The following is a 14,778-nucleotide window of genomic DNA, read 5'->3' as shown; positions in this document are numbered from 1 at the left end:
ACAGTGTAAGAATCACAAAAACTCTCATTCAGCGTCATATTTGGAAGGCTTACATAGAAGAAGCGGAACATTACGGCACACATATGAAATGAAACAAATATATGCAAGAAGCAAAGAGACGATCGAACGTGTTTTTGCTGATGCGAAGGAAAAGCATGGTATGCGATGGACAACTCGCTGGCTTTTGTCGACAATCTGAAATCTCCGGTTTTACGGAGATTTTTTATTTTAGACGAATACAAACTTTTATTAAATTTTCAAACATTTGTATAATTTTGATGTTGGAGGCTACAAAAATATGGTAAAATAGGAATAATTCATTCGATAGAAGAGGTTTGAATATGAGGTTGTCATTATACTTAGACGATTATGAAACAGAGAAGGTTTTTTCATACTTACGTTGGATATTTCTTCTTGTATCTGTCATATTATTTTATTCACCATTTTTTTCCGAACTACTAGAGTTAGAACATCGTACGTTCCCAATTCTTTTGGCAATTGGAATTACCTATATGATTAGTACGCAAATCGCATTTATAAAACTAAAGCCGCAAAACCCCTATTTTCATTTATTAACAAAAGCAGGCATTATTTTTGATTACATTGCTGTTATTTGGCTCCTGGTTTTGTCGGGCGGGGTGACGAGTCCGCTTTTTTCCATCTTCTATTTAATTATCATGCACGCAACTATCTATTGGCACACAAAAGGAGCATTTATTTCATCATCTAGCGCTACGATCGGGTATACCATTATTTTGTTAACAGAACAACATATATCGGCGCTCATTTTGACGATCTTTGCCCTAAACATTGCATTTATATGGATTATTGGTTTATTTGGCTCCATGCTGGTTTTACGAGAAAGAAAACACTTGAAACAAAAGGAAAGATATTATGAGCTAATGATTACCGATTACTTGACGGGCTTATATAATCATCGTAGCTTTCAAGAAGAAATGAAAAATCAGAAAAAAGAAAAAGAACCTTTTATTTTATTAATGTCGGATATTGATCATTTTAAAAGAATTAATGATCAATATGGCCATATTGCTGGTGATGAAGTTCTAGCTGAAATTGGCAAACTTTTTAAAGAGTGTTCAAATCAAGCTGGAGGTGAAGCCTTCCGCTATGGGGGAGAGGAGTTTACAATTATTCTTCCAACCTTAAGTGATAGTGAAATGAACGTATTTTTCACCAATATATACAAAAAAATGAATACATTAACATTTAATAGATGTATGAGTAATGTAACAATGAGTTTTGGTGTAGTTAATTCGATACACCATCAAGAGGGTGAGGATTTACTAGCGCTTGCAGATTGCCTCTTGTATGAAGCAAAGAAAAAAGGGAAAAACCAGGCGATATTTGATACTGGTTTGGTATACCGGAATACCTATCCTGCTCAACCAATTTCCTCACTTATTTAGGCCTCCAAGTATTGGAGGTTTTTTTGTATATGTTTCCCTTCATTACCAAAAGTTGAAAACGCTTTGTCCAAAAGGGTATAGTATATCTAAATACATTCCGTATCACAAGATGGGAAAGCTATTTACGAGCACATGATGTAAAGGAGGATGGAAATATGGCAGTGGTTTCTGAAACAATTAAAGATATAAACGGTTACAAGTTACATATGGTGAAGACAGATAAATTCAAGACTAATACCATTATTTTTAAAATGAAGGCACCTTTACAAAAAGAGAATGTTACGAAACGCGCATTACTTCCGAACGTTCTTCAAAGTAATTCGAAAAAGTTCCCTACAACTGGACAGCTTCGAGGGTATTTAGATGAATTGTATGGGGCAACTTTTTATATTGATTTAGGTAAAAAAGGTGAATATCATACAATTAGCTTCGCAATGGAAGTAGCTAATGAACGGTTCCTATCTGATTCTACCCCACTTCTTAAAACAGCCATTGATTTTCTTGTAGAAGTATTAACTAATCCAAATGTGGGAGATGGTGAATTTCATAAAGAAACATTGGAGAAAGAGAAGCGGAGCTTAAAGCAAAGAATTCAATCCATCTATGATGATAAAATGAAGTATTCAAACAACCGGTTAATTGAAGAGATGTGTAAAGAGGAACCGTATTCTCTACATGTTCACGGGAAAGAATCAGAAGTGGATTCCATTACCGGAAAAGACTTATACGATTATTACAAGAAAGCACTAGCTGAAGATGAGATTAGTTTATATGTAATCGGTGATATAGATGAACAAGATGTAGAACAAACAGTTAGTGAAAGGTTTACCTTTTCATCAAGAACTCCTCAAGAGGTCGTGAAGAATCAGCCAGCTCAGGTGGAAGAACAGGTGATTAAGGAAGAACAGGATGTTAAGCAAGGGAAGTTAAATATTGGTTACCGTACAAATGTAACTTACGGTGATCCAGATTACTTTGCCCTCCAAGTATTTAATGGTGTGTACGGAGGATTTTCACACTCGAAGTTATTTATAAATGTACGTGAGAAAGCTAGCCTTGCTTACTACGCTGCGAGTCGGGTCGAAAGTCATAAAGGTTTACTAATGGTCATGTCAGGTATCGATAACAGTAATTACGATCAAGCCGTTTCGATTATAAAAGAGCAAATGCAAGCTATGAAAGATGGAGATTTTTCTGAAGACGATTTGATTCAGACAAAGGCAGTAATTAAGAATCAATTGCTTGAAACGCTTGACACGGCACGTGGGATTGTTGAAATTCTTTATCATAATGTAGTCGCAGGTCAAGAAATCCAATTGGATGAATGGTTGCAGCGAATAGAAACTGTGACGAAGGAAGAGGTCGTACAGGTTGCAAATAAAATTCAACTAGATACGATCTATTTCTTAACGGGAACGGGGGCGACAAAGTAATGGAGAAAATCTCATTTGATCAGCTTCAAGAGGAACTTTACCATGAGAAGCTAGAAAATGGTTTAGAGGTATACATCCTTCCAAAGAAGGGTTTTAACAAAACATATGCTACTTTCACAACTAAATATGGATCCATTGACAACCATTTTGTTCCTGCAGGAAAAACGGAGCTTGTTAAGGTTCCTGACGGAATTGCCCACTTTTTAGAGCATAAGCTTTTTGAAAAAGAAGATGGGGATGTGTTTCAGCAATTTAGTCGTCAAGGGGCATCAGCGAATGCCTTTACGTCGTTTACAAGAACAGCGTATCTTTTTTCAAGTACATCGGATGTCGAAAAGAATCTGGAGACTCTAATTGATTTTGTACAGTATCCATATTTCTCGGAAAAGACTGTTGAAAAGGAAAAAGGCATTATTGGTCAAGAAATAGACATGTATGATGATAATCCAGACTGGCGGTTATATTTTGGAGCAATCCAAAATCTATTTGAAAATCACCCTGTTAAGATTGACATCGCTGGTACAAAGGAATCGATAGCTGAGATTACAAAGGATATGTTGTATGAATGCTATCATACCTTCTATCATCCAAGCAATATGCTGTTGTTTGTTGTTGGTCCCGTTCAGGTAGACGAAATCATGGAGCAGATCAAGGATAACCAGGCTAAGAAGACGTTCCCATCACAAGTAGAAATTGACCGTAAATTCGAAAGTGAAAAGGAAGATGTTTCTGAAAAAAAATTGGTTCTTCCAATGAATGTGCATACCTCTAAATGTTTAGTTAGTGTTAAAGCTACTAACACGAAAAAACAAGGCGAGGAGATGCTTAAACAAGAATTGACCACAAATGTGTTGCTTGAGTTGTTGTTTGGCAGAAGCAGTGAAAATTATGAAACGCTATACAGCAATGGACTTATTGATGAATCCTTCTCTTTTGATTATACGCAAGAGAAAGGGTTTGGCTTTGCAATGATTGGTGGGGACACAAATAACCCTGATCAATTAGCTGAAGAAATAAAAAGAATGTTAATAGAAGAAAAAAGTTCAAGAAAAATTACGGCAGAGAGCTTGGAGCGTACGAAGAAGAAAAAAATTGGAGCATTCCTGCGTGCAGTTAATTCACCAGAATACATTGCCAATCAATTTACTAGGTACGCTTTTAATGATATGAATTTATTCGACGTTGTCCCTGTATTAGAAGCGATTACGATTGAGGACATACAGCAGGTCGCTATCAACTTTATTTCTGAAAATCGAATGGCGGTTTGTCAAGTAGTGCCGAAATAATTTAAGACGAGGCGTCGTTTATCGGCGCCTTTTTGTTGAAATGAGGAGAAAAGTAGTGAGTAAATATGCGTTAATTACAGGGGCTAGTGGGGGAATCGGCTCCGCTTTAGCAAGGAAACTTGCCAAGGATGGTTATTCTTTGTACTTACATTATCATAAGAATATTGAGGGCATGAAAAATCTGCTTAGTGAACTTGCTGAATATAAGCATGAATATATTCCCATACAAGCAGATCTGACTGATAAAAAAGGAATTGAGAAACTTTGTGGGAATATTTTTGCCTTGGATGCAATCGTACATAATTGTGGTCAAAGCCATTATGGGTTATTGGTTGACTTGAAAGATGATGATCTTGAGCAAATCATGAAACTTCAAGTTACAGCACCAATTTTATTGACAAAGCATTTGCTTCCTAAGCTTTTGGAGAGACGTAATGGACAAGTTGTTGTAATCTCCTCTATCTGGGGACAGACGGGCGCTGCCTGTGAAGTAGCTTATTCTGCTGCAAAAGGTGCCCAAATCGCGTTTGTAAAAGCATTAAGTAAAGAAGTTGCTTTAAGTGGAATTACGGTTAATGCGGTTGCTCCGGGGGCGATACAGACACCGATGTTAGAGAATTTCTCGGATGAAGAGCTTGAGGAGCTCAAGCAGGAAATTCCTGTTGGAAGATTAGGGTCTAGTGAGGAGGTTGCTGAGGCTGTTTCCTTTCTTCTTTCTTCGGGTTCAAGGTATATTACTGGCCAAACCATTGCGGTTAATGGGGGTTGGTATACATAGTGTCATGAAATGTTCATGTTATCTAAATGAATAATTCCTTCCTTTACAAAGCAAAATAAGTTTGTAGTAAAAAAAAGGAGGTTATACAATGTCTGTACTTGATAATTGGGAGCAATGGAAAGACTTTTTAGGTGATCGCCTGCATCATGCTCAGAATGAAGGAATGAACAAGCAGGTAATTGGTGATCTTGCTTACCAAATCGGAGACTATTTAGCGAAGCAAATAGATCCGAAAAATGAACAAGAGCGCATTTTAGCTGACCTTTGGTCTGTTGCTACAACAGAAGAACAGCATGCTATTGCTAATATGATGGTGAAGCTCGTTCAAAATGATGGTTCACGCTAAGATGGTTTAAATAGGTAAATCAAAAAGAGAGGCAGACTTCCTCTCTTTTTTTTTCATATCGTATAAATATTTCTCCAAGTTTCGACTTGTTCCTGTTTTTCCTTTCATCTTACTAGAAAATCATATATGATAGAAGATGATTAATTTGCACCAAAATGGTCAAATATGGCGCTTCCCTTGGAGGTATTCTATGGAAAAGATGAACAAAACAGAATGGTACTTGGAGTATGAAATTCAGAAAAATCGGCCTGGATTGCTAGGAGATATTTCTTCATTATTAGGGATGCTCTCCATTAATATTGTAACCATTAATGGAGTGGATGAAGGAAGACGTGGGCTGCTCATTCTAGCACAGGATTATGAACAAATCGAGCGACTTGAATCTATTTTAAAAACAATGGATACGATTAAAATCATAAAGCTTAGAGAACCTAAGCTAAGAGACCGATTAGCTGTAAGGCATGGTAGATACATACAAAGAGACGCTGATGATAAAAAGACCTTTCGATTTGTTCGCGATGAACTAGGTTTGTTAGTTGATTTTATGGCTGAGTTATTTAAGCAGGAAGGTCATAAACTCATTGGTATCCGTGGAATGCCGCGTGTCGGAAAAACCGAGTCGATAGTTGCTTCAAGTGTTTGTGCGAACAAGAGATGGCTATTTGTCTCGTCTACGCTCTTAAAACAAACCGTTCGTAATCAGTTAATTGAGGACGAATATAATGAGAACAATCTATTTATAATTGATGGAATAGTTTCTACAAGAAGAGCAAATGAACGACATTGGCAATTAGTTCGAGAAATCATGCGACTACCAGCAGTCAAAGTCGTTGAGCATCCGGACGTTTTTGTCCAAAACACAGAATATACACTCGATGATTTTGATTATTTTATTGAGCTTAGAAACGATCCAGAAGAGGAAATAAAGTATGATGTTGTAAGAAATACGATGTTTTCAGATTCTGATTTTGGGGGATTTGATTTTTAATAGTGCTGTTTTCGTTTGTACATAAAAAATTGGCGAAAACGCTCTTTATTAGCATTGGAAGGTGTTAGAAGTTGACAGAACTAAGTAATAAACTAAAAGAAGCTCGGCTTTCACTCGGCTTGAGCTTGGACGATTTACAAACCACAACCAAAATCCAAAAACGATATTTACTAGCATTAGAAGAGGGAAACTATAGCATTATACCTGGTCCGTTTTATGTTCGTGCTTTTATTAAGCAATATGCAGAAGCTGTCCAACTGGACCCTGATGAGCTATTTGCCGAATATAAGTCAGATATTCCTTCGACGCATAGCGAGGATTTTCCTACGAAGCTTTCAAGGGTGCAAACTAGGAAGGATGTAGCACCGGGGAATTCGAAAGTTTTTGCCATTCTTCCAAGACTCCTAATTGGTGTTTTTATTATCGGTGCCGTGGCTCTTGCCTACTTTTTAGTAGTTAATATAAAGGAAAACGGTGAAACTGCAGAGGAACCGGCAAAAACTGATAGTGAACAAATACAGTATGAAGACAATTTATCCGAGAAGGAAGCAGGAGCGGATAAAGAAACGGAATCGACTGAAGATGAAGATAATCAAACATCTGGTGCGAATGAAGTAACGGAGGAAGAAACAACACAGGTTGAACCTCCTACACAACAGGTTACCGTGGCTGAATCTAAAGGGAAAGAAACGGTCTTTGAATTAAAAAATGCAGATAAATTTGAAGTAAAGCTTGTTTCAACCGGTGAAACCTGGGTGAATTTGTTAAATGGCAAGGGACACTCTTTTTGGCAAGGGATCTTAAAAAAGGGTGCTGAGGAAAACAAGATAATTGATTACTCCAAAGAAGAAGAAGCGGTTCTGGTTATTGGAAATTCAACAAACACAGAGATATATGTAAATGATCAAAAGCTAGAGTATGCTACACCTCCAGCTGATCAAGTTAGACAGGATATCACAATTCGCTTTGTACCAACAGTGAACGAATAGTCATCGTATGGTGACTATTTTTTCGCTTTCTTTTCTATTTTGTTGTATGCTTGTCTTATTGAATATGTAGTAAATACTACATGTACTATTGTTTAGGTTAAAATGGAGGTCTTTAAAATGAATTTGCCTAATAAAATTACTGTCTCACGAATTTTATTAATTCCACTATTTTTAGTTATTGTGTACGATCCTTTTAATTGGGGGGATATGCAGTTTATTGGGGCGGAGCTACCTGTTGCTCACTTTATTGCAGCATTAATTTTTATTTTTGCATCTGCTACTGATTGGGTCGATGGTTATTATGCTAGAAAGTATAATCTTGTAACCAATCTTGGGAAGTTCCTTGATCCTTTAGCAGATAAGTTGCTTGTGTCAGCAGCGTTAATTGTTTTAGTTGAATTTGGACTTGCTGCTTCTTGGCTAGTCATCATCATTATTTGCCGAGAGTTTGCGGTAACGGGTCTACGAGCAATCCTAGCTGGAGGCGGAGAAGTAGTAGCGGCTAATATGCTTGGGAAGATTAAGACCTGGACACAAATAGTTGCCATCTCCGCACTGCTATTACATAATACGATTTTTGAGCTTGTGTCACTCCCGTTTGCCGACATTGCATTATGGGTTGCTACATTCTTCACCATTTGGTCTGGATGGGATTATTTTGCTAAAAATAAGCAAGCATTTATCAATTCAAAATAATTAGAGGTTAGGTGAGTGTATTCATGAATGCTGAGATCATTGCGGTTGGATCAGAGCTACTGCTCGGCCAAATTGTTAATACAAACGCTCGTTTCATTTCCAAACAACTAGCCAGCATTGGAACAAATGTATTTTATCATACAGTTGTTGGTGATAACCCTACCCGCTTACAGCAAGCTATTGCTGTTGCAGAAGGACGATCTAACTTAATTATTTTTACAGGTGGATTAGGTCCGACAAAGGATGATTTGACAAAGGAAACGATTGCCAAACATCTCGGTAAAGAGCTTGAATTTGATCAAGCTGCTCTTAATTCTATCTCACAATACTTTGAACGTACAAACCGTATAATGACGGAAAATAATAAGAAGCAAGCACTGGTACTAGCTGACTCTATTGTGTTGCCTAATGATAATGGAATGGCTCCTGGAATGCTTTTAACTTCTAACACTCATCGTTATATGTTATTACCAGGACCACCAAAGGAAATGGAACCGATGTTTTTACAGTATGCCTTGCCTTTATTACAAAAGGAACCAGATGTCTCTGAGACAATCGTTTCACGGGTGCTGCGCTTCTTTGGGATAGGAGAGGCTGCACTAGAAACAAAAATTGAGGATTTGATTGATGCGCAATCTAATCCTACTATTGCTCCGCTCGCTAGCGATGGTGAAGTCACATTACGCATAACTGCCAAGCACAAAAAAAAGGAAGTAGCTAATGAACTTATTAATGAAACGGAAGAGAAAATTCGTTTACGTGTCGGAGAGTTCTTCTACGGGTATGATGAGACCTCGTTAATGAATGAGTTATTTACCTTGCTTCAAACCAAAGGGCTAACGATTGCCTGTGCAGAGAGCTTAACCGGAGGGATGTTTCAGCAGGAACTGACTGCTATTCCAGGTTCGAGTGCGGTACTAAAAGGCGGAGTCGTCTGCTATACGAATGAGGTAAAGGAAAAGGTACTTGGAGTTAAAAAGGAAACGCTCGAAAATAATGGAGCTGTTAGTGAGGAGTGCGCAAAGGAATTAGCAGAAAATGTGGCTTCCTTACTAAATGCTGATATTGGTATTAGCTTTACTGGGGTAGCAGGACCTGGTACGGTTGAGGGGAAACCGGTAGGAACGGTGTATATTGGTATTTCGAAAAAAGGATTCCCTGTAAAAGTACATAAGTTTGATTTTGCTGGTACAAGAGAAGGGAATCGGGTGAGAAGTGTGAAGTACGGATGCTTCGCGCTAATCAATAGTCTGAAAGATTGACAGAGCACATCGATGTGTTCTGTTTTTTTTTCTTTACCAAAATTAGTTTTTCATTTAAAATGAGATTTTTCAGGTCTGATAGTAAGTGAAAAAAACAAAATTGTTAAGGCGAAAAAAAGAAATTTGCCATCTAACTCAAGTGGAAAAAAATCGAATGAATGTTCGATTTTTCGCTCGACAAAGAGAAGTAAAACGAGTATAGTAAAGATAGTGATAAGAACATGTAACGAATAATAGATAGATATATTCGTTTTAAATAAGGAGGAAATAGTAGTGGCAAATGATCGTCAAGCAGCCCTTGAAATGGCGTTAAAACAAATAGAAAAGCAATTTGGTAAAGGCTCTATCATGAAGTTAGGGGAACAAACAGATCGTCAAATTTCCACTTCTAAAAGTGGATCGTTAGCTCTTGATACTGCATTAGGAATAGGTGGTTATCCAAAGGGACGTATCGTCGAAATTTATGGTCCAGAAAGTTCTGGTAAAACAACGGTTGCCCTTCATGCAATTGCTGAGGTACAGGCTGCAGGTGGACAAGCAGCATTTATTGATGCGGAGCATGCACTTGACCCTGATTATGCACAAAAGCTGGGTGTGAACATTGACGAATTGCTATTGTCACAGCCTGACACGGGTGAACAGGCACTTGAAATTGCTGAGGCATTGGTACGAAGTGGTGCAGTTGACATCTTAGTCATTGACTCAGTAGCTGCTCTTGTTCCAAAGGCTGAGATTGAAGGGGAAATGGGAGACTCTCACGTTGGTCTACAGGCTCGTCTAATGTCACAGGCTCTTCGTAAGCTTTCTGGTGCCATCAATAAGTCTAAAACAATTGCTATCTTTATTAACCAGATTCGTGAAAAGGTTGGAGTTATGTTTGGTAACCCTGAGACAACTCCTGGTGGACGTGCGCTTAAATTCTATTCATCTGTTCGTTTAGAGGTTCGTCGTGCAGAAACGTTAAAGCAAGGCAATGATATGGTTGGTAACAAAACCAAAATTAAAGTTGTGAAGAATAAAGTAGCTCCTCCATTCCGTACAGCTGAAGTAGATATTATGTACGGGGAAGGGATTTCGAAAGAGGGAGAAGCTCTTGATATGGGATCAGAACTTGATATCGTACAAAAGAGTGGATCTTGGTATTCTTATAATGATGAGCGTCTTGGTCAAGGTCGTGAAAATGCAAAGCTGTTCCTGAAGGAAAATAAAGATTTACTAGTAGAAATCCAAAATAAGATCCGTGAACATTATGGTTTAGACGGAGTAAAGACTCTTCCAGAAGACCATGAGGAAGATCAAAAGGAATTTAATTTAGTAGATTAATACAGATTTTTACAGCAGACTATTTGGTCTGCTGTTTTTTACATCATCGTTGACGATGTTTGTACGAAAAATGGAAGGTTAGCTCGAAAAATGAAAGCATTAACAGCAATGGATTTGACATACTTCACCATAATCTACCAATATAAACGAAATATTACAACCAAGCCGGACAAACCCTTGACAATAAAAATTCACACATTTACAATTAATATGTATATTTTATGTTTTTTAATGATGAATGAAGACGTGTAAAAGCCTTTGTGCTGTATATTGACAAAACAATGTACATGCCGACATTTTAGAAAACGTAACACAAGTTAATAGCAAGAGGAGGTGAAATGATGGATCTATTTACAATGATCATCTCCATTTTGCTTGCTTTACCCGTCGGTGCAGTTGTTGGCTATTTTGTTCGTAAATCTTTTTCTGAAGCAAAAATTGCTGGAGCTAGAGGTGCTGCAGAGCAAATTCTAGAGGATGCAAAACGTGAAGCAGAAGCTTTAAAAAAGGAGTCTCTGCTTGAGGCAAAGGATGAGATTCATAAGCTTCGTACAGAAGCAGAACGTGAAGTTCGTGATCGTAGAAGCGAGCTGCAAAAGCAGGAAAACCGCTTACTTCAAAAAGAGGAAAATCTTGATCGAAAAGACGAATCGTTAGACAAACGTGAAGCACTTTTAGAGAAGAGGGACGATTCTCTTAACAAAAAACAACAGCATATTGAAGAGATGGAAAGCAAAGTGGGCGAGATCGTAAAAATGCAACAGGCTGAGCTTGAACGCATCTCGGGCTTAACTCGTGATGAGGCGAAATCCATCATTTTAGAGCGTATGGAACAGGAGTTATCCCATGACATCGCTTTAATGATAAAAGAGAGTGAAAATAGAGCAAAAGAGGAAGCAGACAAAAAGGCAAAGGAAATATTGTCGTTAGCTATTCAACGTTGTGCGGCTGACCACGTGGCAGAAACAACTGTTTCAGTAGTCACTCTTCCAAATGATGAGATGAAAGGTCGAATCATTGGACGTGAAGGTCGAAACATCCGTACACTTGAAACTCTTACTGGAATTGATCTCATTATTGATGATACTCCAGAAGCAGTTATTTTATCTGGGTTTGATCCGATTCGAAGAGAAACAGCCCGCTTAGCGCTTGAAAAGCTTGTTCAAGATGGTCGTATCCATCCTGCTCGAATCGAAGAAATGGTTGATAAGGCACGCCGTGAAGTGGATGAACATATCCGTGAAATTGGTGAGCAAACAACCTTTGAGGTTGGAGTACATGGACTACATCCAGATTTGATTAAGATTCTCGGACGATTGAAATTCCGTACGAGCTATGGTCAAAATGTGTTGAAGCACTCTACTGAAGTTTCTCAGTTAGCTGGATTGCTAGCTGCAGAACTTGGAGAAGATGAAACACTTGCTCGTCGGGCAGGCTTACTACACGATATTGGAAAAGCGATTGACCATGAAGTGGAAGGAAGTCACGTAGAAATCGGTGTCGAGCTGGCTACAAAATACAAGGAGCATCCGGTTGTTATTAACTCGATTGCTTCCCACCATGGTGATTCAGAGCCTACTTCCGTTATTGCTGTTCTTGTTGCCGCAGCAGATGCGCTATCTGCAGCAAGACCTGGTGCAAGACGTGAGACGCTTGAAAACTATATCCGACGCTTAGAAAAGCTTGAGGAGATTTCAGAATCGTATGATGGAGTGGAAAAGTCATTTGCTATCCAGGCTGGACGTGAAGTTCGTATTCTAGTGAAGCCAGAGCAAATAGATGATTTAGAGGCTCATCGTTTAGCTCGCGATATTCGTAAGAAAATCGAAGAGGAACTTGATTATCCTGGCCACATTAAGGTAACGGTAATTAGGGAAACGAGAGCAGTTGAATACGCAAAATAAAGCGGTGCTTTTGCACCGCTTTTATTTTTGAATGTTACATATGATACAATGAAAAGAAATTACGGAAAAAGAAGGGTAAATAGATGAACATATTATTTGTTGGGGATGTAGTTGGTTCACCAGGAAGAGATATGGTGAAGGAATACGTCCCGAGATTAAAGGAAAAGTACCGTCCTCACATCACGATAATAAATGGTGAAAATGCTGCTGGCGGAAAAGGAATTACGGAAAAAATATATCGTGGCTTTTTAGAGGTTGGTGCACAAGCGGTAACTTTAGGAAACCATACATGGGATAATCGTGATATTTTCGAATTCATTGATGAGGCAAAATACATGGTACGTCCTGCGAACTTCCCGGAAAATAACCCTGGGAAGGGAATCGTGTACCTGAAGATGAACCAGGATGAGATAGCAATCATCAGTCTGCAGGGGCGTACCTTTATGCAACCCAATGATTGTCCATTCCGAAAAGCAGATGAATTAATTGAAGAAGCCAGCAAACGAACACCAATCATCTTTGTAGATTTCCATGCGGAGGCGACAAGTGAGAAGCTTGCAATGGGTTGGTATTTAGATGGCAGAGTGACAGCCGTTGTTGGTACACATACACATGTACAAACAGCTGATAATCGAGTATTGCCTCAGGGGACAGCTTATATTTCAGATGTTGGAATGACTGGTCCGTATGATGGGATACTGGGTATGGACAGAGAGATTGTAATTAGACGCTTTCTATCCAATTTGCCAGCGCGTTTTGAGGTTCCGGAAACAGACAAAAATCAGCTCGGTGCCGTACATATTGAACTCGATAAAAAGACGGGGAAAGCAAAAAAAATTGACCGCATTCTTATAAATGATGACCACCCATTCTTTTCATAGAAAAAAGATAAGACACCTGTGTGATAACGGGTGTTTTTTTACTTTTTTGTCCAAGCCGGAATATGTTAAAGCTTTCGCGAATATAGTAGCAATGGAATCATATATACCTGAGTTGTTCAATAACAAGGACATCAGGGGGGATTAAACAAGGAGGAGCTAGGAATGGAAATATTAAAAGTTTCAGCAAAATCTAATCCCAATTCTGTAGCTGGTGCGCTCGCAGGAGTTCTGCGCGAAAGAGGTGCTGCAGAAATTCAGGCCATAGGTGCGGGTGCATTAAATCAAGCGGTAAAGGCAGTAGCCATCGCACGAGGATTTGTAGCACCTAGCGGAGTAGATTTGATTTGTATCCCAGCATTTACAGACATATTAATTGATGGGGAAGAGCGCACGGCGATCAAATTAATTATTGAGCCTAGATGAGGGAGTTTCTTTTTTCCTGTTTGCATACCTTATTGCAAACAGGTTCTTTTTTTGTCACTATTGGTCTATGTTTAAATAAACGACTAAGGAAGGGATAAGAATCGTGAAAATATTTGATGCACATTGTGATGTATTATACAAAATGTTTATGAATCCAAAGCTTACGAGCTTTCTAGATCCAAAGGAGCTACAGGTTACGCTCTCAGGGATGAAAAAAAGTGGTGTGAAAGTACAATGCTTTGCGATCTATGTACCAGAAAATGTTCACCCTAATCTATCCTTCCATGCTGCTTTGCATATGATTGACCTTTTCTATGAGAAAATTATCAAACCATATAAAGAAATCAAGCTGATTACGTCCCAGAGTGGTTTAAATGAGCTTCAGGATGGAGAGTTCGGAGCCATTCTAACACTTGAGGGTTGCGATTGTATCGGAACAGATTTACTGAAATTGAACACACTGCTTCGTCTTGGAGTTTCTTCGGTCGGTTTGACATGGAATTTTGCTAACGCTGTGGCAGATGGGGCACTTGAAGAGAGAGGGGCAGGTTTAACTAGATTTGGAAAAAAAGTCGTTTCAACTCTTAACAAAGATAGAGTATGGTGTGATGTATCGCATTTATCTGAAAGAGGATTTTGGGATGTATTGGAGCTAGCGGATTATCCATTCGCTTCACATTCAAATGCATATTCTTTATGTCCACATCCAAGAAACTTACGGGATGAACAGATTGTTGCCTTAATAGAAAGAGAAACAGTCATAGGGTTAACCTTTGTTACTCAGTTCCTATCTGGTAAAACTAGTGCGACGATTACGGATGTGTTACGTCATCTCGATTATGTTTGTTCCCTGGGAGGAGAGGATTTTGTTGGATTTGGTTCTGATTTTGATGGTACCGAACACTGTGTCACTGGTCTTGAACATGTAGAAAACTATAGCAATCTGGTAGATGAACTAGGAAAATATTATTCCAGTATACAGGTAGAGAAGTTTTTGTATGGAAATATGGCAAAAAGATTTCCGAAGTAAAGAGGAGGAAAT

General features: G+C 38.5%; 14 protein-coding genes and 1 pseudogene. All 15 read left to right on the top strand.

What is annotated here, in order from left to right:
* Window positions 1-175, top strand: a pseudogene (locus BKO01S_RS24490) (transposase); the annotation flags it as partial.
* A gap of 166 nt (window positions 176-341) precedes the next feature.
* Entirely contained in the window at window positions 342-1,427 is a 1,086-nt protein-coding gene (locus BKO01S_RS19745; protein ID WP_066058447.1) for a GGDEF domain-containing protein, read from the top strand.
* 155 nt (window positions 1,428-1,582) lie between these two features.
* On the top strand, window positions 1,583-2,860 hold the full coding sequence (yfmF, locus tag BKO01S_RS19740; RefSeq protein ID WP_066058444.1) for an EF-P 5-aminopentanol modification-associated protein YfmF: 1,278 nt from the start codon (window positions 1,583-1,585) through the stop codon (window positions 2,858-2,860).
* The gene (yfmH, locus tag BKO01S_RS19735) at window positions 2,860-4,146 is read left to right on the top strand and encodes an EF-P 5-aminopentanol modification-associated protein YfmH (protein WP_066058441.1); all 1,287 of its coding nucleotides are present in this window, start codon (window positions 2,860-2,862) and stop codon (window positions 4,144-4,146) included. The genes yfmF and yfmH overlap by 1 nt, the downstream gene beginning before the upstream one ends.
* Before the next feature lie 55 nt (window positions 4,147-4,201).
* Complete coding sequence (gene ymfI / locus BKO01S_RS19730) at window positions 4,202-4,924, top strand: elongation factor P 5-aminopentanone reductase (RefSeq protein ID WP_066058440.1); 723 nt, start codon at window positions 4,202-4,204, stop codon at window positions 4,922-4,924.
* A gap of 88 nt (window positions 4,925-5,012) precedes the next feature.
* Window positions 5,013-5,270 carry a DUF3243 domain-containing protein gene (locus BKO01S_RS19725; protein ID WP_066058439.1) on the top strand — a complete coding sequence of 86 codons (258 nt, stop codon included), beginning with the start codon at window positions 5,013-5,015 and terminating at the stop codon, window positions 5,268-5,270.
* A gap of 199 nt (window positions 5,271-5,469) precedes the next feature.
* A complete protein-coding gene (locus tag BKO01S_RS19720) occupies window positions 5,470-6,258 on the top strand; it encodes a DUF3388 domain-containing protein (RefSeq protein WP_066058459.1) in 789 nt (262 codons plus the stop codon).
* A gap of 71 nt (window positions 6,259-6,329) precedes the next feature.
* Window positions 6,330-7,247 carry a RodZ domain-containing protein gene (locus tag BKO01S_RS19715; RefSeq protein ID WP_066058436.1) on the top strand — a complete coding sequence of 306 codons (918 nt, stop codon included), beginning with the start codon at window positions 6,330-6,332 and terminating at the stop codon, window positions 7,245-7,247.
* A gap of 117 nt (window positions 7,248-7,364) precedes the next feature.
* Window positions 7,365-7,943: a CDP-diacylglycerol--glycerol-3-phosphate 3-phosphatidyltransferase gene (gene pgsA / locus BKO01S_RS19710; protein WP_066058432.1), complete on the top strand. Its 579-nt coding sequence runs from the start codon at window positions 7,365-7,367 to the stop codon at window positions 7,941-7,943.
* A 23-nt stretch (window positions 7,944-7,966) separates the two neighbouring features.
* The gene (locus BKO01S_RS19705; RefSeq protein ID WP_066058429.1) at window positions 7,967-9,205 is read left to right on the top strand and encodes a competence/damage-inducible protein A; all 1,239 of its coding nucleotides are present in this window, start codon (window positions 7,967-7,969) and stop codon (window positions 9,203-9,205) included.
* A 273-nt stretch (window positions 9,206-9,478) separates the two neighbouring features.
* Window positions 9,479-10,528 (top strand): recombinase RecA, encoded by a 1,050-nt coding sequence (gene recA / locus BKO01S_RS19700; protein ID WP_084362155.1) that lies wholly within the window; start codon window positions 9,479-9,481, stop codon window positions 10,526-10,528.
* A gap of 341 nt (window positions 10,529-10,869) precedes the next feature.
* Complete coding sequence (rny, locus tag BKO01S_RS19695; RefSeq protein ID WP_066058425.1) at window positions 10,870-12,432, top strand: ribonuclease Y; 1,563 nt, start codon at window positions 10,870-10,872, stop codon at window positions 12,430-12,432.
* An 83-nt stretch (window positions 12,433-12,515) separates the two neighbouring features.
* Window positions 12,516-13,313 carry a 2',3'-cyclic-nucleotide 2'-phosphodiesterase gene (gene ymdB / locus BKO01S_RS19690; protein WP_066058422.1) on the top strand — a complete coding sequence of 266 codons (798 nt, stop codon included), beginning with the start codon at window positions 12,516-12,518 and terminating at the stop codon, window positions 13,311-13,313.
* Between the two features lie 162 nt (window positions 13,314-13,475).
* Window positions 13,476-13,736 carry a stage V sporulation protein SpoVS gene (spoVS, locus tag BKO01S_RS19685; protein WP_029281188.1) on the top strand — a complete coding sequence of 87 codons (261 nt, stop codon included), beginning with the start codon at window positions 13,476-13,478 and terminating at the stop codon, window positions 13,734-13,736.
* A 103-nt stretch (window positions 13,737-13,839) separates the two neighbouring features.
* Entirely contained in the window at window positions 13,840-14,766 is a 927-nt protein-coding gene (locus tag BKO01S_RS19680; RefSeq protein ID WP_084362154.1) for a dipeptidase, read from the top strand.
* The last annotated feature ends 12 nt before the right edge of the window (window positions 14,767-14,778 follow it).

Source organism: Robertmurraya korlensis NBRC 107688 (assembly GCF_001591645.1).
GTDB lineage: Bacteria > Bacillota > Bacilli > Bacillales > Cytobacillaceae > Robertmurraya_A.
The sequence above is the reverse complement of the archived record's forward strand: the minus strand, read 5'-3'. Positions and strand labels throughout refer to the sequence as shown.

Coding starts and splice junctions, on each gene's coding strand:
- yfmH (WP_066058441.1), top strand. CDS start 2,860: ATGGAGAAAATCTCATTTGATCAGCTTCAAGAGGAACTTTACCATGAG.
- BKO01S_RS19745 (WP_066058447.1), top strand. CDS start 342: ATGAGGTTGTCATTATACTTAGACGATTATGAAACAGAGAAGGTTTTT.
- BKO01S_RS19725 (WP_066058439.1), top strand. CDS start 5,013: ATGTCTGTACTTGATAATTGGGAGCAATGGAAAGACTTTTTAGGTGAT.
- pgsA (WP_066058432.1), top strand. CDS start 7,365: ATGAATTTGCCTAATAAAATTACTGTCTCACGAATTTTATTAATTCCA.
- rny (WP_066058425.1), top strand. CDS start 10,870: ATGGATCTATTTACAATGATCATCTCCATTTTGCTTGCTTTACCCGTC.
- ymdB (WP_066058422.1), top strand. CDS start 12,516: ATGAACATATTATTTGTTGGGGATGTAGTTGGTTCACCAGGAAGAGAT.
- spoVS (WP_029281188.1), top strand. CDS start 13,476: ATGGAAATATTAAAAGTTTCAGCAAAATCTAATCCCAATTCTGTAGCT.
- yfmF (WP_066058444.1), top strand. CDS start 1,583: ATGGCAGTGGTTTCTGAAACAATTAAAGATATAAACGGTTACAAGTTA.
- BKO01S_RS19720 (WP_066058459.1), top strand. CDS start 5,470: ATGAACAAAACAGAATGGTACTTGGAGTATGAAATTCAGAAAAATCGG.
- BKO01S_RS19705 (WP_066058429.1), top strand. CDS start 7,967: ATGAATGCTGAGATCATTGCGGTTGGATCAGAGCTACTGCTCGGCCAA.